The organism is Stutzerimonas balearica DSM 6083 (assembly GCF_000818015.1).
Taxonomy (GTDB): domain Bacteria; phylum Pseudomonadota; class Gammaproteobacteria; order Pseudomonadales; family Pseudomonadaceae; genus Stutzerimonas; species Stutzerimonas balearica.
Genome location: NZ_CP007511.1, coordinates 3,533,772 through 3,555,895, shown reverse-complemented (window position 1 = coordinate 3,555,895; position 22,124 = coordinate 3,533,772). Strand labels below are relative to the sequence as shown.

Sequence of the window (22,124 nt, the reverse complement as noted above, 5' to 3'; positions counted from 1 at the left end):
CCCCCACCGGGGAGGATGCAGCAGGCGACATGCGCGCCGAGGATGGAACGACTGCCAGAGCCTCAGGCCGGCAGCAGGTGGAACAAAAAACAAGAAGCCACGAGGAAAGCGAAGCATGAACAAGAAATTCTGGTGTATCGCCACCATCGGCCTGGCGGCCACCTTCAGCCTGCCGCTGCCGGCGCTGGCAGCGATCGAAGAAGGCAAGCTGGTCGTCTGGATCAATGGCGACAAGGGTTACAAGGGCCTGGCAGAGGTTGGCAAGCGGTTCACCGCCGAGACCGGCATTCCGGTGGAAGTGGCCCACCCGGACAGCGCCACCGACAAGTTCCAGCAGGCGGCGGCCACCGGCAACGGGCCGGACATCTTCATCTGGGCCCATGACCGCATCGGCGAATGGGCCAAGAGCGGGCTGCTCACCCCGGTCACGCCCGGCGCCGAGACCAAATCCGGCATCGCCGACTTCGCCTGGCAGGCGGTGAGCTACGACCACAAGCTCTGGGGTTATCCGGTCTCGGTCGAGACGATTGGCCTGATCTACAACAAGGCGCTGGTCCAGACGCCGCCGAAGAGCTTCGACGAGGTGTTCGCGCTGAACGAGAAGCTCGCCGCCGACGGCAAGCGCGCCATTCTCTGGGACTACAACAACACCTACTTCACCTGGCCGCTGCTCTCGGCCAAGGGCGGCTACGTGTTCGAGCAGCGCGATGGCGGCTACGACGTCAGCAACACCGGGGTCAACAATGCCGGCGCCAAGGCCGGTGCCAAGGTACTGCGCGAGCTGATCGACAAGGGTGTGATGCCCAAGGGCGCCGACTACAGCGTGGCCGAGGCAGCCTTCAACAAGGGTGACTCGGCGATGATGATCAGCGGTCCCTGGGCCTGGTCGAACATCGAGAAGAGCGGTATCGACTTCGGCGTGGCGCCGATCCCCGCCGTCGACGGCGAGCCGGGCAAGCCCTTCGTTGGCGTCGCCGCGGCCATGCTCAACGCGGCGAGCCCGAACAAGGACCTGGCCGTGGAGTTTCTCGAGAACTACCTGCTCCAGGTCGAGGGGCTGAAGACGGTCAACGCCGATGTGCCGCTCGGTGCGGTGGCCAACACCGCCTACATGCAGGAGCTGTCGAGCAACCCGCACATCAAGGCGACCTTCGAGAATGCGCAGATGGGCGAACCGATGCCCAACGTGCCGGAGATGGGGGCGTTCTGGTCGGCCATGGCGGCCGCGCTGACCAACATCAGCTCCGGGCGGCAGGAGGTTGACGCCGCGCTGGACGATGCGGCCAAGCGCATCACCCGATGAAGCCGACGCCGGCCGCCTGCATGGCGCGCCGGCGTGCACTACCCTGCCGATAAAGGTCCGTCTCCCGTGAATGCCCATGCCGAGTTGCCCAGCCCCGTCATGACCCGCCCGACTCTTCGCGGCTTGCCCCGCACCGGCCTGCGCTGGTTGCTCTGGCTGGCCTTCAATACCTTCGCGCTGTACCTGGTGGTCGCGCTCTACGCCCAGGGGCAGATGGCCTTCGCGCTGCTCGGGCTGGTGGTGTGCGGGCTTGCCAGTTACCTGTTCATCAATCGCCGGCTGTATGCCCAGCGCTACATCTTTCCCTCGGTGGCGGGCATGCTGGTGTTCGTCATCTTTCCGCTGCTCTACACCGTGGGCATCGGCTTTACCAACTACAGCGGCACGCACCTGCTGAGCCAGGCGCAGGTCGAGCGTTATCACCTGAGCCAGACCTACCTGGCCGGTGAGCGCTTTCGCTTCAGCCTGCACCACAGCCCCGAGGGCGAGCGGATGCGCGTGGACAAGGGCGAAGCGGGCGTTTTCGTCAGCCCACCGCTGACCGGCACGCCCGAGCCCGACGCGCCGCTGGTGCTGCAGCCACTGGAGTCGGCCGCTCCACTGGGCGAGGTGTTCTCGGTGCGCGACGTCATTCAGCGGCGCAAGGCGCTCGAGCAGTGGGTACTGCAGGCGCCCGACGGCAGTTTGCTGCGGCTCTACGGGTTGCGCGAGGTCGCCGCGGTGAAACCGCAGTACCGCCTGCAGAGCCCGGGTGTGCTGGTCGACACCCGCACCGGCGAGCGGCTCACCGCCGACCCCGAACGCGGCTTCTACATCGACGAGGCTGGCGAGCCCGTCGCCCCCGGCTTCACCAGCTTTACCGGCCTGACCAATTTCGCCCGCGTGCTGACCGAGCCGAGCATCCGCGAGCCCTTCGTGCAGATCTTCGCCTGGACCTTCGCCTTCGCCGGCCTGACGGTGGTCTTCACCCTGGCCGTGGGGCTGGTGCTGGCCAGCCTGTTGCAATGGGAACTGGTGCGCGGCAAGGCCTTCTACCGGCTGATGCTGATCCTGCCGTACGCGGTGCCGGCGTTCATTTCCATCCTCGTGTTCCGCGGCCTGTTCAACCAGAACTTCGGCGAGATCAACCTGCTGCTCAACGGGCTGCTCGGCATTCGCCCGGACTGGTTCAGCGACCCGGCCCTGGCGCGCAGCATGGTGCTGATCGTCAATACCTGGCTCGGCTACCCCTACATGCTGCTGCTGTGCATGGGCCTGTTGCAGGCCATCCCGCGCGACCAGTACGAAGCCTCGGCGATCGACGGCGCCGGGCCGCTGGACAACCTGCTGCGCATCACCCTGCCGCAACTGATCAAACCGCTGATGCCGCTGTTGATCGCCAGCTTCGCCTTCAACTTCAACAACTTCGTGCTGATCACCCTGCTGACCCGCGGCGGGCCGGACATCATCGGCGCGACCACGCCGGCCGGCACCACGGATCTCTTGGTCAGCTACACCTACCGCATCGCCTTCCAGGACTCGGGGCAGGATTTCGCCCTCGCTGCGGCCATCGCCACGCTGATCTTCATCCTCGTCGGCGCCATGGCGCTGCTCAATCTCAAGCTGTCGAAAGTCAAGGTATAAGGAGACCGGCATGGCCATGGTGCAACCCAAATCCACCCGCTACCGGCTCTGGGCGACCCACGCGGCGCTGCTGGCCTTTGTCGCGGTGATCCTCTTTCCGCTGCTGATGGTGGTGTCGATCTCCTTTCGCGAGGGCAACTTCGCCACCGGCAGCCTGTTTCCCGACAACCCGACGCTGGAGCACTGGTCGCTGGCGCTCGGCATCCCCTATACCCATGCCGACGGCAGCGTGACCCAGCCGCCGTTCCCGGTGCTGCTGTGGCTGTGGAACTCGGTGAAGATCGCCCTGGTGAGCTCGGCGCTGATCCTGCTCTTGTCGACCACCAGTGCCTACGCCTTCGCGCGCATGCGCTTCGCCGGCAAGGCGCCGATCCTGAAAAGCATGCTGATCTTCCAGATGTTCCCGCCGGTGCTCTCGCTGGTGGCCATCTATGCGCTGTTCGATCAGCTCGGCCAGTACGTCAGCTGGCTCGGTATCAACAGCCACGGCGCGGTGATCGTTGCCTCGCTCGGCGGCATGGCGCTGCACATCTGGACCATCAAGGGCTACTTCGAAAGCATCGACGCCTCGCTGGAGGAGGCCGCCATCGTCGACGGCGCCAGCACCTGGCAGGCGTTCTTCCACATCCTGCTGCCGATGAGCGTGCCGATCCTGGCGGTGGTGTTCATCCTCGCCTTCATCACCAGCGTCACCGAATACCCGATCGCCTCGGTGCTGCTGATGGATGTCGACCAGCTCACCCTGTCGGTCGGCGCACAGCAGTACCTCTACCCGCAGAACTACCTGTGGGGCGACTTTGCCGCCGCCGCGGTACTCTCCGGGCTGCCCATCACCGCCGTGTTCCTCTACTGCCAGAAGTGGATCGTCGGCGGCCTGACCGCCGGCGGGGTGAAGGGCTGACCACCTGAGTTGAACGAGGCGCGAGACCGGGGCGCGGGAGCGGTGCGAACCGGTGCGCCAGACCATGACAAGAACAAGAACGTGAACAGGGAACCGTCCATGAATGCCGCGATGCCACCTCTGCTGCCATTGATTCCCACCAAGCTGGCGATCCCCATGCTGCCGCCGGGGCTGCTCGAACGGCCGCGTCTGGACGAGTGGCTGCAGCGCCTGGGGCAGGTGCGCCTGGCGGTGCTGCATGCCGCCAGCGGCTTCGGCAAGACCACTCTGGCGGCGCAGTGGGCGCGGGCCTTCGACGGCCGGGTCGCCTGGCTGCAGCTGCACGCCAGCGACAACCTGGCACTGCAGTTCGGCCGCTACCTGACCCAGGCGCTGGACCCGCAGCTGGACGCCGGCTGCCCCCTCGCGGTGGCGCTGGCCGAACAGGGCCAGGTCTCGCTGGACGCGCTGTTCACCCAGCTGCTGGCCGAGCTGCCGGGCGAGCACGAGGCCATCCTGCTGGTGCTCGACGAGTTCGAGGTGCTGCACGACCGCGAGCTGATCGCCGGGCTGCGCTTCTTCCTGCGCCACATGCCGAGCTGGATGACCCTGCTGGTGTGCAGCCGCCGGCTGCCCGAACTGGGCGTGGCGGAGCTGCGGGTCAAGCATCAGTTGCTCTTGCTCGACGCGCGCCAGCTGGCCTTCGAGGACGACGAGGTGCAGGCGCTGCTCGAACTGGGCGTGCCGGTCAGTATCAATCGTGAGCAGGTCGAACGCCTCAACCGGCGCATCGGCGGCTGGCCCTGCGCGCTGCAACTGGCCCTGCAGGAGGTGCAGACCAGCCGCGGCATGGACCTGTTCCTGGAGAACCTGCAGCTCGGCCACCCGGACATCCGCGACTACATGCGCGAGCAGGTGCTCGAGGGGTTGCCCGATGACCTGCGCGGCTTTCTCGAGGCGACCTGCCTGCTCGAACGCTTCGACGCCGCGCTGGCCGATCACCTGACCGAGGCCTGTCACGGCCGCGAGATGCTCGAGCGGCTCGAGCGCGGCGGCCTGTTCATCCAGCCGCTGGACAGCCTGCGCCGCTGGTACAGCTATCACCCGCTGTTTGCCGTGTTCCTCCAGGGCGAACTGCGCACGCACCAGCCGCAGCGGGTCAACCAGCTGCACCTGCGCGCGGCTTCCGCGCTGCTGGCCGAGGGCTTGCCGGAGGAGGCCGCGCGGCATGCGGTGCAGGCCGGCGAGCCGCAGCAGGTTGCCGAGATCCTGCAGCGCCATGGGCGCGCCTTCTACCGTCAGGGCCGGCTTGGGCTGCTGCAGCAGTGCCTGGAGACCCTGCCGGAGGCGGTGATCGCCGGCTCGCCGCTGCTCACCCTGCTGCAGGCTTGGGTGTCGCAGAATTCCTACCAGTTCGATCAGGTCGAGCGCTGGTTCAAGGCCAGCGAGCTGGCCCTGCACGGCAGCTGTTCCGAGCAGGACTGGGCGCGCATCGTCGGCGAATTCAATGCGGTGCGCGCGCAGCTGGCGATGAACCAGGGCGACGAGCAACGCGCCATCGCCCTGGCAGAGGAAGCGCTCACCTGCGAACCGCTGATCATGCGCACCTCGCGGGTGGCGGCGCTGTCCGGCCTGGCCGAGGCGCACTTCGTCCAGGGCGAACTGCCGCAGGCGCAAAAGCAGTACGAGGAAGCCGAACGCCGTGCGCGGGAGATCAACGCCTCGCACCTGGTGGTCTGGAGCCTTGGCCAGCTGTCGGAAATCGCCATCGCCCAGGGCCATCTGCAGAAGGCCTACACCCTGCAGGAACGGGCCATCCAGTACATCGAGCAGCAGCGGCTGCAGGCCACGCCCATCGTCGAGTTCATCTACCGCGTGCGCGGCCAGGTGCTGCTCGAGTGGCACCAGCTGGACGCCGCCGAGCAGTGTGCGCTGCAGGGCATCCAGATTCTCGACGAGCTGGACGACCCGCGCTGGCGCCTGCAGAGCTATGCGCTGCTGGCTGGCGTTGCCTATGCCCGCGGCCAGCAGCACGCCTGCGCCGACTACATCGGGCAGATGCAGACGATGCTTGCCGACGATCGCTACCACATCGACTGGCTGGCCAACGCCCACGCGGTGATGCTCGCCTACTGGGATTCCAGCCAGGACCGCGACGCCATTCGCCAGTGGCTGGTCAGTGCGCCGCCGGTCAATGGCGGCGCCAACCACTTTTCCCAGCTGAACGCGCGCAACCACGCCCGCGCCTACCTGGCGCTGGGGCAACTGGACAGCGCGCTGCCGATCCTGCGCCAGCTGCTGGCGAACGCCGAGTGCCATGGCCTGGTGATGGACCGCAACCGCAACCACATCCTCCTGGCGCAGCTGCACTGGCTGCGCGAGGAACGCCAGCAGGCGCTCGACCACCTGCAGCGGGCCATGACCCTGGCCAGCGGCAGCGGCGCGATCGGCAGCTTCCTGCGTGTGGGCAAGCCGATCATCGGCATGCTCAAGTGCCTGTTGCACGAGCGCACCCTCGACGAGCCGGAGGCCCAGCGCGCCACGCGCCTGATCCAGCTGGCGCAGCAGCAGCGCGACTTCAGCCGCGCCATCCGCATCACCCTGGACGAGGCGGTGATCCAGGACATCATCAACCGTCCCGACGTGCCCGAGCTGATCCGCCGCTCGCCGCTGACCCGGCGTGAATGGCAGGTGCTGAGCCTGATCCACGCCGGGCAGTCCAACGAGCAGATCGCCGATCACCTGAACGTCGCGCCCACCACCATCAAGACGCACATCCGCAGCCTCTACCAGAAGCTCAACATCACCCACCGCAGCGAGGCGGTGCAGCTGGCGCGCGACCTGCTGAGCAAGATCCAGGGCGACTAGCCGCCGGTCGCCAACCCTGCGGGGCCCTTGTCAGGGAGGAAGAGGGCGGCGACCGGCTGTGGCACCTTCGAGGCTTCGCAAAAACGGAGGCGCCACGATGACGATGAGTGAAAAGCAGAAGATGCTGGCCGGCGAGCTGTACCGCCCCGGCGATCCGGAAATCCTCGCCGACCAGGCCGCGGCCAAGGCCTGGATGGTGCGCTACAACGCGGCGCTGGCGGCCTCGCCGGACGAGCGTCGGGCGCTGCTGGCCGAGCGGCTGGCCTCGGTCGGCGCCGGCGCGGTGATCCGCCCGCCGTTCCACTGCGACTACGGCTACAACATCCACCTGGGCGAAGGCGCCTTTCTCAATTTCAACTGCGTGATTCTCGATGTGGTCGAGGTGCACATCGGCGCCGGCGCGCAGATCGGCCCGGCAGTGCAGCTCTACACCGCCGACCATCCGCGTGACTCCGAGGCGCGTCGCTCGGGCGTCGAGTTCGGCCGGCCGATCCATATCGGCCGCAATGTGTGGATCGGTGGCGGGGCGATCATCCTGCCCGGCGTGAGCGTCGGTGACGATGCGGTGATCGGTGCCGGCAGCGTGGTCACCCGCGACGTGCCGGCCGGCGCCACGGTGCTCGGCAACCCGGCGCGGGTGCGCTGACCGGCTCGCTGGCCCGCTCTACGCCCTCGCTCGGCGGGCCGCCTACGCCCGCCCTTTACGCCCGCACGGGCACGCTGCCGGAGGATGTTGCGACCGCATGCCGCACCTAGAGTGGCCCTGTACTCACCGCTCACTCAAGGTATGTGGCATGTCCGAGCAACTTCAGAATTGGTGGCGTGGCGGGGTGATCTATCAGGTCTACCCGCGCAGTTTCTTCGACAGCAACGGCGATGGCGTGGGCGACCTGCCCGGCGTGCTGCACAAGCTGGACTACATCGCCAGCCTCAACGTCGACGCCATCTGGCTGTCGCCATTCTTCACCTCGCCGATGAAGGATTTCGGCTACGACGTGGCCGACTACCGCGGCGTCGATCCGCTGTTCGGCACCCTGGACGACTTCGTCCGCCTGGTCGAGGCCTGCCACGAGCGCGGCATGCGCGTGCTGATCGACCAGGTGCTCAACCATTCCTCGGACCAGCACCCCTGGTTCGCGGAGAGCCGCTCCAGCCGCGACAACGACAAGGCCGACTGGTACGTCTGGGCCGACCCCAAGCCCGATGGCAGCGTGCCGAACAACTGGCTTTCGGTGTTCGGCGGCTCGGCCTGGAGCTGGGACAGCCGGCGCCGGCAGTACTACCTGCACAATTTCCTCGCCAGCCAGCCGGACCTGAACTTCCACTGCCCGGCCGTGCAGGCGCAGCTGCTCGACGACATGGAGTTCTGGCTCAAGCTGGGCGTCGACGGTTTCCGCCTCGACGCGGCGAACTTCTACTTCCATGACGCCGAGCTGCGCGACAACCCGCCGAACAGTGAAATCCGCGAGGGCAGCATCGGTGTGCGCGCCGACAACCCCTACGCCTACCAGCGGCACATCTACGACAAGACGCGGCCGGAGAACCTGGATTTCCTCCGTCGTTTGCGGGCGCTGCTGCAGCGTTACCCCGGCGCCTCTTCGGTGGCGGAGATCGGCTGCGACGAGTCGCTGCGCACCATGGCCGCCTACACCAGCGGTGGCGACACCCTGCACATGGCCTATTCCTTCGACCTGCTCACCGAGCAGTGCAGCCCGGCCTACATCCGCCGCACGGTAGAGGGCATCGAGCGCGAGCTGGCCGACGGCTGGTCGTGCTGGTCCATGGGCAACCATGACGTAGTGCGGGTGATGACGCGCTGGGCGCTCAACGGCCGTCCCGACCCGGAGCGTGGCCGTTTGCTGATGGCGCTGTTGCTCTCGCTGCGCGGCAGCGTCTGCCTCTACCAGGGCGAGGAGCTGGGCCTGCCGGAAGCGGAGCTGCGCTACGAGGATCTGGTCGATCCGTACGGCATCACCTTCTGGCCGGAATTCAAGGGCCGCGACGGTTGCCGCACGCCGATGCCGTGGGAGAGCGAGGCGCACCACGCCGGCTTTACCGGCAGCCAGCCGTGGTTGCCGGTGGACGATTCGCACCGCTCGCTGTCGGTGGCCGCGCAGGATGCCGACCCGCACTCGATGCTCAACTGCTACCGGCGCTTCCTTGGCTGGCGGCGCGAGCAGCCGCTGCTCGTCGAGGGCGACATTCACATGGTCTACCATGACGACGCCCTGCTGGTGTTCGAGCGCCGGCTGGGCGGGGAAGCCTGGCTCTGCCTGTTCAACCTCGGAGACCTGCCGCGCAGCTACGCGCTGCCGGACCGGGCCGTGCCGCTGATCGACGTACCGGCGAGCCAGGCCGAGTTCGACGGCGGCTATGCCCGGTTGCCGGCGCATGGCTTCGGCTATGTGCGGCTCGCGGATTGACGGCGTGCCGGCAGCGGTGGGCATGACCCGCCGCTGCCATCGAAACGAGTGCATCGCAGCAACGGAGAACAACAACGATGGCCAGTGTCACGCTGCGCGACATCTGCAAGAGTTATGACGGTACGCCGATCACCCGGCATATCGACCTGGATATCGAAGACGGCGAGTTCGTCGTCTTCGTCGGCCCCTCCGGCTGCGGCAAGTCCACCCTGCTGCGGCTGATCGCCGGGCTCGAGGACATCACCTCGGGCGATCTGTACATCGGCAACCAGCGCGTCAACGACCTGCCGCCGAAGGATCGTTCGGTGGGCATGGTGTTCCAGTCCTACGCGCTCTACCCACACATGACGGTGGCCGAGAACATGGCCTTCGGCCTCAAGCTCGCCAGCGTCGACAAGCGCGAGATCGCGCGCCGCGTCGAGGCGGCCGCGGCGATCCTGCAGCTGGACAAGCTGCTCGAACGCAAGCCCAAGGACCTCTCCGGTGGCCAGCGCCAGCGCGTCGCCATCGGCCGCACCATGGTCCGTGAACCGAAGGTGTTCCTGTTCGATGAACCCCTGTCGAACCTCGACGCCTTCCTCCGCGTGCAGATGCGCATCGAGATCGCCCGCCTGCACCAGCGTATCCGCTCCACCATGATCTACGTGACCCACGACCAGGTCGAAGCCATGACCCTGGCCGACAAGATCGTCGTGCTCAACGCCGGCGAGATCGCCCAGGTCGGCCAGCCGCTGCACCTTTATCACTACCCGAAGAACCGCTTCGTCGCCGGCTTCCTCGGCTCGCCGCAGATGAACTTCGTCGAGGTGCGCGCCATCTCCGCCAGCCCCGAGGCGGTCACCATCGAACTGCCCAGCGGCTATCCACTGACCCTGCCGGTGGACGGCAGCGACGTCAGCCCCGGCGACCCGCTCACCCTCGGCATCCGCCCCGAGCACTTCGTCATGCCGGAAGAAGCCGACTTCACCTTCCACGGCCAGATCGCCGTCGCCGAGCGGCTGGGCCAGTACAACCTGCTCTACCTCACCCTCGAACGCCTGCAGGATGTCATTACCCTCTGCGTCGACGGCAACCTGCGCGTCACCGAGGGCGAGACCTTTGCCGCCGGCCTCAAGGCCGACAAGTGCCACCTGTTCCGCGAGAACGGCGAGGCCTGTGCGCGGCATTACCGGGAGCCGGCGATCTACGGGTAGTGCCTAGCTGGAAGCAGCCGGGTTTGCTGTGAACTGGAAGACTACTGTTGGTGGAATGGTGCAGAGACCAGAGCTGCGGCAGCTTGCGCACACACACATGCTGCCTGTGGCCAGGTCGCGGTTAAGGCCGTCGACTAGCAACTAGCTGAGCGCCCTCGCTAAGCTTCGACTCCGCAAAGAAAAGCCCCGAGAATCATGCAGTTCTCGGGGCTTTGTTGCCGGGGTCGTTTGAACAAGACAGCCAAGGCTGCACAAATCAAGGCATCCATAAAAAACCTGCATCAGGGATACACAAAGGGATACAGAATCCCCGCTACTGGGGGGGTATTTCGGCTGCTTTCGACCAGTCACACGGACAGATGCAAGCACTAATGGTGAGCGGCCAGGGGGGCAGCGCAGTGGATCAGCGTTGCGCAGTGATGAAGCAAAGGCAGTGGCTGCAAGCCATCCCCCTGTAGCATCATTCACGCACTAACCTGCCACCGTGCGAACGCCGGCTCCCTTCGGTCAGCTCGTACTCACAGTGAGACCATAGAACATGGACGTACCCTGCTTGGACGCACACAGGGCCGATACACCTTCGGCAACCCTGGCTCACAAGTACGTAGGCGATATCACCGGCTTGTTCTTCATACCTGGCTACCAACGGGGCTACCGCTGGGATGTCACAGACGTAAAACGGCTTCTGGAAGACATCTGGCACGCCCTGGATAACACTCCGAAACAGCCGTACAACTTGCAGCCGGTTGTCGTGAAACTGCGCCAGCAAGGCCTAACGGCACAATCCTGCCATTGGGAGCTGGTGGACGGGCAGCAGCGCCTGACCACGCTCTACCTGATCCTGCTCTACATGCACAATACAGGGCTGAACAGAGTCAACCTTCCTTATGAGCTGCATTATGAGACACGTCCGGGTAGCTCAGACTTCCTTAAGGGGCTCGGCAGTGAGGATCAGGCAGATCAGGACAGCAACATCGACTACTACCACTTGTACAAAGCCTACGAATGCATCGGCGATTGGTTTGAAGCTCATGGAAATCGACTTCAATACGCCGCTAACCGATTCTACGCAGCGCTGTTCGAAAGCGTCCGGGTGATCTGGTATCAAGCCCCCGACGACATGGATGCCACAGCCCTGTTCACTCGCCTGAACGTGGGCAGGATACCCTTGACCGATGCCGAGCTGGTCAAGGCCCTCCTGCTGTCACAGATCAAAGGCGAACATGCCCACCGAGCCGCCGAGGTGGCCAGTCAGTGGGACATCATCGAACGCGATCTCCATGCGCCCGAACTGTGGGGCTTCATCTCAAGCGATGTGTCGGGCACTGCTGACGATCGTTACCCCACTAGAATCAGCCTCCTACTCGATACCTTGACCCCCGGCGCCCCGTGGCCAGGGCGCAAGCCGCCGCGCTACTACACCTTCGAGTCACTCAGGCAGCAGATCGAAACAAAGCCCATGGGATTCTGGATGCAGGTTCTCAACCTGCATGACCTGATGCTTGGCTGGTTTAACAACCGCAGCCTCTACCACAAGGTGGGCTATCTGGTGCTCACGGGTACGGCTTTCGGCGAACTGGCCCGGCTGGCCCGGGACCAGAGCAAGAGCCGGTTCGAGCATCATCTGGATCAACGCATAAGGGCATCATTGGCACTTCGAGCCTCGGATGTGGAAACGCTTAGCTACGACAATCAGAGCGACTACGAGAAACTACGGCGCCTACTGCTGTTGATGAATGTCGAGAGCATGCGTCTCGCCCCTCATTCCAACCAGCGCTTCCCCTTCCACTTGCATACCGATACTGCGTGGTCACTGGAGCACATCCATGCGCAGAATGCTGAGAACCTAACCAAGGCTGAGCAGTGGCACACCTGGCTGTGCCAGCACCTGTCCGCGCTGTCTGCCCTGGCTCCAGAAACTGTTATGGATCAAGCGCAGTTGATCCAGGACATCCAGGCCGCGCTGGCGCAGATGGAAACCGCGAGGAACTTCGGCGCCATTTTCCAAGACCTTGCCACCCGCGTCGTCAAGGCTTTCAACGCACACGGCGAGCAGAGCCTGACAGCCGCCCATAATGTGCACTCCGTCAGCAACCTCGCGTTGCTTTCCAAGGCCGACAACAGCCTCCTGAGCAACTCGGTGTTCGAGGTCAAGCGGCAAAGCCTACTGGCAGTAGACCGCAAGGGTGGGTACATCCCGGTTTGCACACGCAACGTCTTCCTGAAGTACTACACCGCGGCGGACGCGCACCAGAACCATTTCTGGAGTCCTCAGGACCGCAGCCACTATCTCGACGCAATAATCTCAACAGTCCAGCCCTATCTCCGCACAGAAGAGCACACGGCATGAACCAGACTCTCACGTCCTACGCCTCGCTCTTCGGCAAGAGCCAGAACGATACTCATCGAATCGATCGAATCGAGATTCCCTTGATCCAACGCGACTACGCGCAGGGTCGCCAAGGCGAATCCGTGGAGCGGATCCGCAGGGACTTCGTCGATGCCCTGTACGATGCGGTCATGCCAGGCGGGGATCCGATCAGCCTGGACTTCATCTATGGAGACGTGGTCGATCACACCCTCTACCCCTTGGATGGCCAGCAACGCCTGACCACGCTGTTCCTACTGCATTGGTACTTGAGTTGGCGGGCCGGCGCGGCGCTCGAAGGGCAAGCTTGGCGAAACTTCAGCTATTCCACGCGGGCCAGTGCCCGGCAGTTCTGCGATGCGCTGGCAACTTATCAACCGCCTGCCGGGGAAACCAGGCTGCGGGAGTGGATCGTCGACCAGGCCTGGTACTTCCATGGCTGGCACCATGATTCGAGCATCAGCGCCATGCTGGTCATGCTGCAAGCGCTGGAGCAGCGCTTTGCCAGCGCCAGCTGCGAGTCGCTCGAGGCGGCCTGGAAACGTCTGGTCGACCCGATTGATCCGGCGATCAGCTTTCACCTGCTGCCGGCCGTGACCAATCAGCTTACCGACGATCTCTACATCAAGATGAACTCCCGCGGTAAACCCCTGACGCCGTTCGAAAACTTCAAGGCTCATTTGGAGGCGTTGCTTAAAGGCACCTGTCCGCACCGGGTCGCAGATTTCTCACTGAAGATAGATACAGCCTGGGCGGATACCCTCTGGGCCTATAAGGACGCTGATCACCTGATCGACGACCAGTTCATGCGCTATTTCCGCTTTGTCTTTGACCTGTGCACCTGGCGCGAGGGCGGTCGTTCGGACAGCAAGGCAAATCTCGACACCCTGGCGCAAAGCCTGTTCGATACCAGCAATGCGCACGGTGCCGAGCATCTGGAGTTCCTGTTCAAAGCCTTCGATGTCTGGCAAGACCTTGATATCCATGCCGAGTTCTCCGCATTGCTATGCACGGAACCGCGTGAAGACTCATCGGCGCTGCTCATTTTCAACCCGCTGCGCTCCCAGGCGAACCAAGGTACCGACCTGTTCGGCGGCTGCTGCCGGCACTATGGTGAATTCGAGTGGAGCCAGGCCCACAGTCTGTTGTTGTATGCCGTGCTGTTGCATCGCATCCATGGCACCGCTGACTTCCCTCGACAGTTGCGTATCGTGCGCAACCTGATTGAGTCTTCCGGTGGCGGTGAGATGCGCATCCAGAACATGGCCGCATTGCTGAACGACATGCAGCGAATCGTGGTCGAGGCGACCTTGGAAGACGTGTCGACCTTCAACCAGAAGCAAGTAGCGAACGAGAGGGCTAAAGCCACGCTCCTGGCCGCTCACCCTGCGCTGCGGGAGACCGTCCATCGGCTGGAAGACAATCGCCTGCTGCGAGGCTCCCTGGCCGTGTTCGACCTGGACCCATCCGGCGATCCCTCGCTATTCACCCAACGGGCAAATGCCTTCCTTCGGTTGTTCAATGATCGTCATTGCTGGCCAGAACTGACGGGCGCGCTGCTGGCTCTTGGCGATTACTCTCGCAAGCTCAATCGCCATGGCGGCTACAGGCTCTTCGAGCTCGGCTCGCCCAACAGCGAGAGTGTATGGCGAGAGCTGTTCATGGGTAGAAGTGATGCGGAGTTGACAGAACCGCTGACCCGGTTGCTGGACCACGTTGCGCAGAACGGCGGCGATTTGGGCGTCTTAAAAACGATCCAGAGGACGTTCATCGAAGAATGCGAGCGCAACCAATCGCTGGATTGGCGTTATTACCTCGTCAAGTACCCGTCGATGCGCAGAGGAACCTCCGGTCGCTACGCTGTAAGTCAACGCGGATACAGCATCTGCATGTTGGACAAGACCGTGATGCGCAGCTATTACCGTGATCCTTACCTGTTCGAGCTGGCGAGTATGAGTGGCTTGGCGACTGCGAACCTCTGGTTCTACGGCTATGAGACCGAACGGCGCCGGCTGGAGCGATCAAACGGCATCATTACCCTCGAAAGTGTCGATGAAGGTTGGCAATTGGCGGAAGTACCAAGCGATCCTGATCAGCTGAGCCGCCTGGCCGATATGTGCGCGGTGTTCGACATTGGCGCCGACTACATTTTCCGGGTGCCGCAGGAAAACCAGCGAGACACCGTAGACCGGATCGTGAAGGGTGCAGAACTGATCCGCGCGTTGAATGGGATCGGGCTCTAGCGTGATGCTTGGCTGCATGGAGCAGCTAGGCTATCTAATTGCGCACCGGTTCGGTGCGCAGCGCTTTTCCGTGCGTACCGGCTGCGTACCAACCTTGCGTACCGTTGGATGATGCCTCGCCACCAGCCACCAGGAGCTGCGAGCAGGTCATGCCGATCACAGCTCCTGCCGGAGCCGCAACCCACTCGGCGGTCGGCTTGCTGCGCTCTAGGTTGAGAGCCAGCAGGCGGCGCACGATTCCATGCGAACCTGCTCTCTGCGGAAAAAGGGGATAGATTTATTTTCACCCTCAAGCCATATGGCCTTCCCGAAAGAGGCAGATTTACATCCATTGGGCGCCTGTGCGGGAGGGAGCCGGGCAAGAAGGGGAACACCTTGCGCCGATAGGCTTTTGGTGAGAGACGACCTGAGTGCTTCGGCCGGCTTTCGATCCGGCAAAGAAAAAGCCCCGAGGCTCTTTCGAGTCTCGGGGCTTCGTATTTGGTGGAGCCGGGGGGATTTGAATCCAAAGACACAAATGCCCAGCTCAAATCAGCGTTTCAGGCGCTTGGCCTCGGAAAACTGATTTGTAGGATTTCACTCAGTCGTTGAGCAGTATAGGAACCTTGAGCCTTCCGTCAAGAGCGCATCCAAATCGATTTTCACTTCAAAGGCTTAGCGCGGTACAGGGAGGGTTTTTTGCGTTCAAATCCTTTCTGGGGAGTTGAACTGACTGGATTGATCAAGGCGTTTTGGTTCAGGTGGTTGCCCCGATCAGTCCTCTAAACGCTTTGCTCATGACGTCATGCGACAGGCAGGGCAGCCAGTTCTGCCTGGTTGCCTGCTCAATCATCCGTAACATTCTGCACTTTTCCGAAGGTATCCCAGTGTCCGACCAGTTCATCAACGCGGCCTGGAGTGCGTTCAGTTTTGCTCAGCACTAGGCACCGCGTTGAGCCAACGTATTCCTCGACTAGATAAAGGGAGTCACCAACATCTACACCGAGCTCTTGGAGGACCTCATCGGGAATGCGAATGGCGCCATCACCATCCCAATCCTCGATCACGACTTTTAGCGTTTTCATGTAAATACCTTGCTCCAATTTCGGCTTGCCAGTGACTGGCAGGCTTCTCGCGTACCGCCAAAGCATCTCCGAGATACTGTCTGCATGTCGGCTTCAGTGACATAAGTGATGCTGTTCCCATCCTGGTCAATCAGCACGCCCCCTGCGCCAATTAGCAGCGCATGACCTGCAGCCACATCGTGTGCTGAAACCGGCACAAGCGATACGCCTGCATCCCCATCACCTGCTGCGACTCGTGCCAACCGATAGGCGATGCTGGGCATCGCCACAAAGCAACCTGGTGAGCACAATTCAGAATTGATTTCGGGCTTGTTCGTTGCCGCAGTGCTGACCATAACTCTGCTGTCTTGATTCCATTCTTTTTGGGTGAGTGTCGCTTTAATGGGGCTCCCATTGCGAAGCACACACGGTGCCCCTTTTGCCCATGCGACGCAGTCGGAATCACCATCCAGCAAAACAGGTGCATAGACCACGCCAAGCACCGGTTGGGCATCCTCAAGCAAGCCGACAGATATTGCAGAGCCTTTGTGGCCTTTCAGGAAGTCTGCAGTCCCATCATTGGGGTCAACAACCCAGCAATACCTGGCTCCTGTGAGCCTATGGCCTGTTTCCTCACCCCAGAAATCACAGTCGAGCAGCTGCAGTAACCGCGGCTTTAGCAGTGATTCAATTTCAACATCGACATCTGCTTTATCGCCTGAGCCGCGAGGTCCTTCTGGGCGCTGCCATTCAGTAATGAGCAGCAGGCCAGCGTCTTCGACTAGTTGGACGACCTGTGCAAGAAGGCTTTCGTAATCCATAGGGCTTAATATTGAGTGTTCGCTTTCTGTCTGAGGGCGTGAATGGTTGGGTGTGAGATCATCAATTCCCATGGCGCGATTTCCAGAGGGTGAACTCGGATGGCCGTAATCCGTAACGCGCCAGCACCCCTTCGTGCAGTCGTCGGAGCTCTTCAACGATCAGGGCTTGTACTTCTGGCTGCTCAGTGTCTGAAACATGCTCAGCTACTGCGTGTTGAATGCAGGTCAGTGGATCAAGCTCAGGATGAGTGACGACCTCTCGAATGGTCGATTTGATGAAGTCCCGCCAGGTCAGTCTAAGTGGGTCTGGTTCAGCAAGGTCTTGCTTGATTGCCAGGTACTCCTGCGTTGAGCGTTCATAGGCCCAGAGGTACAGGTCGCGCAGCAGCTCTACCCGGGTCATTTCGTATACGCCCAACATGGCGCGGCTGTAGGCCTGTTCGGGTACATCCAGAAATGTCAGCGGACATAGGTTGGCGCGAAACAGTGGCAGGTTCGCTGCCAGTCTGGAGGTGCGCTTGTTGATGTCGGCAAAGGGCTGCAGGTAGGGCAGGTGCACCATCATGAAGAACGACTGCTCGAACGGATCAGTAATCTGATTGGCCTTGCTAAGCAGAACCTCCAAGGTGTCCTCAATCTGTTGTGGTGTTGAGAGAGGGCGATAGGTGCTTTTCCCAATGTCGACGGCATGCTGCCGGATGCGGCCTTCATCTGCAGGATTTGGGAGCAGGTTCTCGGCCAAGGCGCTGTGCAGGTTCATCAATGTGTAGCGGTTGAACTCTGCACTTTCAATGTTCTCGACCAACAGCTCGATTGCCGTTTTATGGTTCAAGATCATCTGTGTTTCGATGGCTGCTTTACCTTGTGCGGCCTTTCCATGCTCAATCAGCTGTCGCGTATCGAGTCGCGAGTAGGTGTTCCCCTCCAGGTGACTTGATGCCCACGATAAATCAATCAGCAGGCGATTCAGGACTGCGCGGCTGTACGTGCCTGCAGGCTCCAAGGCATCTGTGGTTTTGCCCATTCTGTGCAGTTGGCGCCGCAGTGATTCTGGCAGGTAGCTCGTTGCGTTCGGCTGGTAGGTGTCAAGAAAGTCGCGCTGGTAGCCTACGGGCTTGCGCGCTTCAGGTGGTTGGTTGATGTAAGCGAGGATGTCTCGGCTGTCTGCCGACAGCGGGATAAAGGACGGAAAGCTATCAGTGTCCAGGGTGCTGGTTTCTGCTTGGATAGCAGTTCCGAAATAGCGCCGTGCTCTACCTTCACCCTGCGCTGAGATCTGACCGCTTGCTATCAGCTTTGCAATCAGTCGCTGCGCTGTTCTCCGAGCAATGTCGGGGTGTTTGGCCAATAGCTCAGTCAGCGTCAGACCGTTCCCAGATGCCTGGATACTGTTGAGTATGTCTGTGGAGGAGGGCATAGCTTAGGTGGCGCCGTTTGAATGCTGTTGGCGCAATTATGGCGCAGTTTTCTGAACTGCGCCAATTGGAGTGGCGAATTTGGCGCAGTTCTAGGCGATCTGCGCCATAGCGAGGGCCGAGGGGGCTGAGCGAGGGGTAGTAGTTCAGATGTGCTGGGGCCCTGGATATTGGTACGTCCATGACCGATGCACCTTTGTCGAGGCCCCGTTAGCACGGACACTTTCGAGTATGCACACGTCGAACTCGCGGTGCGCACGCTTGAGGCGAAATGCGATCCTCGTCTTGATCTGGTGCGAAACATCTCTGCTGGGGGGAGTGTCCCTTGCGTACGGCGCCAATGTGGAGCCCCGCTCTGTTCAGTTGTGCAGACAGAGCTCAACGATTTTTTGAAGGATCGAGGTCTTGGCCGATTCCCGGAGCTTCACTATGTCGAAGGTGAACGTAGAGAAGAACATCTCACCCAGCGGGTGGCTCAAGACGGGAACCTTCGCTCCGGAATCGTTCGTGATTACTACGTTGTAGACGAGGCTCTGCTTCGGGATGGTGTTGTTGGCTGCTTTGTTAGACGCAACAAAGAACCAGGCCCCTTCAGTACCGTTTTCCTGGATGAAGATGCTATGGCGCTGTTTCTGCCTGGTTGGCGTGAGGTAGTACGGGAGGGCAGATACTTGGATGCCAACCTCTCGTGACGGTGGTATGCCGTTGTCCTGACGCTCTTGGTTGTCGAACAGGGTGTTCCCGATGATCGAGGGTATCCGGTCGGTTCTGTATGCGTTTAGCCAGGCGTTAGTTTCTTTGTCGCGGATCAGGAACGCCCCATCCCAAATGACATCGAAGGGCTTCGCATCGCCTTTACCGAGAGTGGTACTGAGCTTCTTGAATTCGTAGTTGAATTCCCCCTTGGAGGCCTCGTCGTATCGGCGCGATTGCTCAATTTTGATTGTCTCGCCGGCAACGGATACATCCAGAACCTGGATATAGACGTTCTCCTTCCAGTCTCTCCGGCAACTCATCAGCTCTAGGGACATTGTGGGCAGCGTTGCTTCGCTGATGGTTACGGCTTTGTCCTTATGGATTGCCTCTTTCAGGGCCAGCTCCTGCAGGGACTTTTCGACTGCCGCCTCAGATGGAAGCTTGCTGGCGACTACGTTGAACCCCTGGCAGATGCTACCGATAGACTGGGCGAAGCGATGTAGTTTCACCGACGTGTAGTAGTCGAACTGTGCTGTGGGATTGCGTTGCATGGCAGCAAGAGCCTGCCAGAAGGAGTTGAAGGACTCGTCGATGGAGGTTTCAAAGATGCTGGATCCGTTCTTGCTTCCCCCAACGGTTTTGACCTTCTCACTAAGAACCAGATAGTTCGTTGTGCCCACATTCAGTTGCGTGGGGTCTGGAAGGGAGTCGGCGGCCAGCACTTTTGATGCTCCAAACCTGTCGACGAGCTCGCTGATGAAGCCAAGTCGGGCCTCATCACTTGAATAGCTCGTGACAGTGTCGAGCAGCCAAAGTGGGTTGGACATGGTCGGAAGTCCTTCCAGGAAGGCTTTGACCTGGTGAGTGGCTTCGTACACGACAGGGATAAACTCAACCCCTGACAGATTCAGTAAGCGCTCGATTCGATTGATACAGTCGGTTTGATGGTAGTTGATGCTGTTTTCATAGCGATCGCAGGCCTTGGCATTTTCATTGTTCGTGGCGAAGGCCATGTAGTTGCGATCACTGTTCGTTGTCGCGCTGAGCCGGCGGGTGCGCTCGAATCGCTTCCCGGCCCAGTCGAACATGAGCTCGCCGCTGTCTGTGATCGATCGGCTGATGGCGTCCTGTGTGGTGGAGCATTCCATGACCACTCGATTGAGCTTAATGGCGAGCTCCTGTTCTTTGGAGAAGAACAGGTCGTACGCCAGTGCATCGAAGACAAATTTTCCGTCCTTGGATGTGCGGCTCAGCATCAGTCCAATGTACAGGTCAGCATTGAATTCGACCGGGGCAATTTCATAGTGCTTGTCCACGTCCAAGAGGAACGAAAGTTTGAGTTTCAGGTCCAGCAGGGCCTGAATCGCGTAGAGAGAATTCAGCGAATGCTCAGCGATGACCTCGCGAACCTGACCAGGCTCTGGGGGCAGGGCGCTCAGATATAGGAAACCGAAAACCCCCTTTCTCGCGTTGAATTTGCTGTAGTGCACTTTGGTTAGGGCAGAAAGGCCAAGCTTCTTGCGGATGAAGTCTTTGATGGTCGCATCAACGCGCTGGTAGTACCTCTCGGTCCTCTCGTCAGAGTTACGGGTTACCTCAACCACGGCCGCCTGAATATGCCCAACCCCTTCGGTGCGGGCCGACAAGCGATCAATGATGGTCTCCAGGTCGCCAGGTAGCTTCAGCATGTTGGTGCGGGCCTTGGCGGCTGCTCCTGGTTCCAGGACGTTGAAAAGGTTCATTCCGCGCTCCTTAGCAGCTGTTCCAGAGTAGGGTTGATCATCAAGCGGTCATCGACTTTAAAGATGCGATTCTTGTCCTTGGTAGGGACGTAGCTAGTGATCGTCTTGAAAGCGTTTAGGAAGTGGATTGACTCCCCGAAATTAAACTCGCGCTCGGCATTTAGATCGTTGTGGTTGGGTTGCGTGTTGACATAGAGGAAGCGTGGGGTCAGGTTCAGTGCTCCACACAGCTCATACATGTCCTGAATCGCCCCGGGTTTCGTGGAGGCTGTTTCGTTTAAGTCAGGCCGCTATGGCCTGACCTGTTTGTTGCTGGTGGAAGTTTGCCTCAGCCTCCGCAGGCGGGATATACCCGATTGAGCTCAACAGCCGCTGGTGGTTGTACCAGTGCACCCATTTCAAGGTCGCCATCTCAACAGCTTCACGACTCTTCCATGACTGACGGTAAATCAGTTCAGCCTTGTACAGCCCGTTGATAGTCTCGGCCAAGGCGTTGTCGTAGCTGTCGCCCTTGCTCCCAACTGAGGGCTCTATACCGGCCTCTGCCAGTCGCTCGGTGTAGCGGATTGAGACGTACTGACTGCCACGGTCGCTATGGTGAATCAGGCCACCCATACGATGTGGCTGTCGGGCGTACAGCGCTTGCTCCAGGGCATCGAGCACGAAGTCGGTCTTCATGCTGGTACTGACTCGCCAGCCGACGATGCGCCGCGCAAAAACGTCCACCACGAACGCCACATACAGCCAGCCCTGCCAAGTCGAGACATAGGTGAAATCCGACACCCACAGCTGGTTGGGGCGGTCGGCATGAAATTGGCGCTGGACACGATCCAGCGGACAGAGCGACTTGTCGCCGACCACCGTTGTCCGCACGACCTGACCGCGCCTTATGCCCTGCAATCCAGCTCGACGCATCAACCGTTCCACCGTGCATCTGGCTGCCTCGATACCTTCTCGCCGGAGCTGCTTCCAAATCTTCACCGCGCCATAGCACTGCATGTTGGTGTCCCACACGCGCTGGATCTCCAAGCTCAACGCCTCATCGCGCTGAGCACGGCAACAACGCAGTGCCGGATTACGCAGTTGGGCCGCATGTCTGCGGTAACCGGACGGGGCGATCTGCAAGACACGGCAGATCGACTCGACCCCGAGACGGTCACGGTACTGATCGACAAAAGCCCTCAGGACTTGGTGCGGCGGTCGAGCTCCGCCTGGGCAAAATACGCACTGGCCAGACGCAGAATTTCATTGGCCTTACGCAATTCCCGGTTCTCCCGCTCCAACGCCTTGATGCGTTCACGCTCTTCGGTGGTCGGGCCTGGACGCTGACCTGCGTCGGTCTGATGACGGCGAATCCAGCCATGCAACGTTTGCGCTGCACAGCCAATCTTCGGCGCGATGGCTTCAATGGCGGCCCACTCGGAGGCGTAGTCGTTCAAATGCTCCAGAACCATGCGCACGGCACGTTCACGGACTTCAGGGGAGTAGGTCGTAGTCTTTCTCATG

The 22,124-nt window shown here is 61.4% G+C and carries 14 protein-coding genes and 1 other annotated feature; of the genes, 9 read left to right on the top strand and 5 right to left on the bottom strand.

What is annotated here, in order from left to right; genetic code table 11:
• Positions 1–115 precede the first annotated feature (115 nt).
• The 9 genes from malE (at position 116) to CL52_RS16470 (ending at position 14,901) form a co-directional block, all read left to right on the top strand.
• Positions 116–1,303, top strand: coding sequence for a maltose/maltodextrin ABC transporter substrate-binding protein MalE (gene malE / locus CL52_RS16510; protein WP_043221873.1), 1,188 nt, complete (start codon positions 116–118; stop codon positions 1,301–1,303).
• 66 nt (positions 1,304–1,369) lie between these two features.
• The gene (malF, locus tag CL52_RS16505) at positions 1,370–2,926 is read left to right on the top strand and encodes a maltose ABC transporter permease MalF (protein WP_200889405.1); all 1,557 of its coding nucleotides are present in this window, start codon (positions 1,370–1,372) and stop codon (positions 2,924–2,926) included.
• A gap of 10 nt (positions 2,927–2,936) precedes the next feature.
• Positions 2,937–3,827: a maltose ABC transporter permease MalG gene (gene malG, locus CL52_RS16500; RefSeq protein WP_041107648.1), complete on the top strand. Its 891-nt coding sequence runs from the start codon at positions 2,937–2,939 to the stop codon at positions 3,825–3,827.
• A 99-nt stretch (positions 3,828–3,926) separates the two neighbouring features.
• Positions 3,927–6,674, top strand: coding sequence for an HTH-type transcriptional regulator MalT (malT, locus tag CL52_RS16495; RefSeq protein ID WP_043221869.1), 2,748 nt, complete (start codon positions 3,927–3,929; stop codon positions 6,672–6,674).
• Positions 6,675–6,771: 97 nt separating this feature from the next.
• Complete coding sequence (locus CL52_RS16490) at positions 6,772–7,320, top strand: sugar O-acetyltransferase (protein ID WP_043221868.1); 549 nt, start codon at positions 6,772–6,774, stop codon at positions 7,318–7,320.
• A gap of 148 nt (positions 7,321–7,468) precedes the next feature.
• Positions 7,469–9,097, top strand: a complete 1,629-nt coding sequence (locus CL52_RS16485) for an alpha-glucosidase (protein ID WP_043221866.1) — start codon at positions 7,469–7,471, stop codon at positions 9,095–9,097.
• 77 nt (positions 9,098–9,174) lie between these two features.
• Positions 9,175–10,290: a maltose/maltodextrin ABC transporter ATP-binding protein MalK gene (malK, locus tag CL52_RS16480; protein WP_041107641.1), complete on the top strand. Its 1,116-nt coding sequence runs from the start codon at positions 9,175–9,177 to the stop codon at positions 10,288–10,290.
• A gap of 538 nt (positions 10,291–10,828) precedes the next feature.
• Positions 10,829–12,640: a DUF262 domain-containing protein gene (locus CL52_RS16475; protein WP_063613252.1), complete on the top strand. Its 1,812-nt coding sequence runs from the start codon at positions 10,829–10,831 to the stop codon at positions 12,638–12,640.
• Positions 12,637–14,901 (top strand): DUF262 domain-containing protein, encoded by a 2,265-nt coding sequence (locus CL52_RS16470; RefSeq protein ID WP_041107639.1) that lies wholly within the window; start codon positions 12,637–12,639, stop codon positions 14,899–14,901. Before CL52_RS16475 ends, CL52_RS16470 begins: the two co-directional genes overlap by 4 nt.
• An 824-nt stretch (positions 14,902–15,725) precedes the next feature.
• On the opposite strand, the gene CL52_RS16460 is transcribed toward CL52_RS16470, so the two are convergent.
• From CL52_RS16460 to CL52_RS20865, 5 genes are all read right to left on the bottom strand, one after another.
• Entirely contained in the window at positions 15,726–15,965 is a 240-nt protein-coding gene (locus CL52_RS16460) for an AbrB/MazE/SpoVT family DNA-binding domain-containing protein (protein WP_041110823.1), read from the bottom strand.
• Complete coding sequence (locus tag CL52_RS20870) at positions 15,962–16,765, bottom strand: inositol monophosphatase family protein (RefSeq protein WP_041476671.1); 804 nt, start codon at positions 16,763–16,765, stop codon at positions 15,962–15,964. The genes CL52_RS16460 and CL52_RS20870 overlap by 4 nt, the downstream gene beginning before the upstream one ends.
• A 61-nt stretch (positions 16,766–16,826) precedes the next feature.
• A complete protein-coding gene (locus tag CL52_RS16455) occupies positions 16,827–18,113 on the bottom strand; it encodes a Fic family protein (protein ID WP_224110277.1) in 1,287 nt (428 codons plus the stop codon).
• A 426-nt stretch (positions 18,114–18,539) separates the two neighbouring features.
• Positions 18,540–20,618 carry a hypothetical protein gene (locus tag CL52_RS16450; RefSeq protein ID WP_043221861.1) on the bottom strand — a complete coding sequence of 693 codons (2,079 nt, stop codon included), beginning with the start codon at positions 20,616–20,618 and terminating at the stop codon, positions 18,540–18,542.
• Between the two features lie 282 nt (positions 20,619–20,900).
• Positions 20,901–22,123 (bottom strand): IS3 family transposase gene (locus tag CL52_RS20865; protein WP_139048015.1). Its coding sequence is split into 2 segments (ribosomal slippage): positions 20,901–21,838 and positions 21,838–22,123, totalling 1,224 coding nucleotides; the frame shifts between segments, so codons are not numbered across the junction.
• Positions 21,729–21,845 (bottom strand) — a sequence feature (AL1L pseudoknot). Its footprint overlaps the gene before it by 117 nt.
• Position 22,124: the final 1 nt, after the last annotated feature.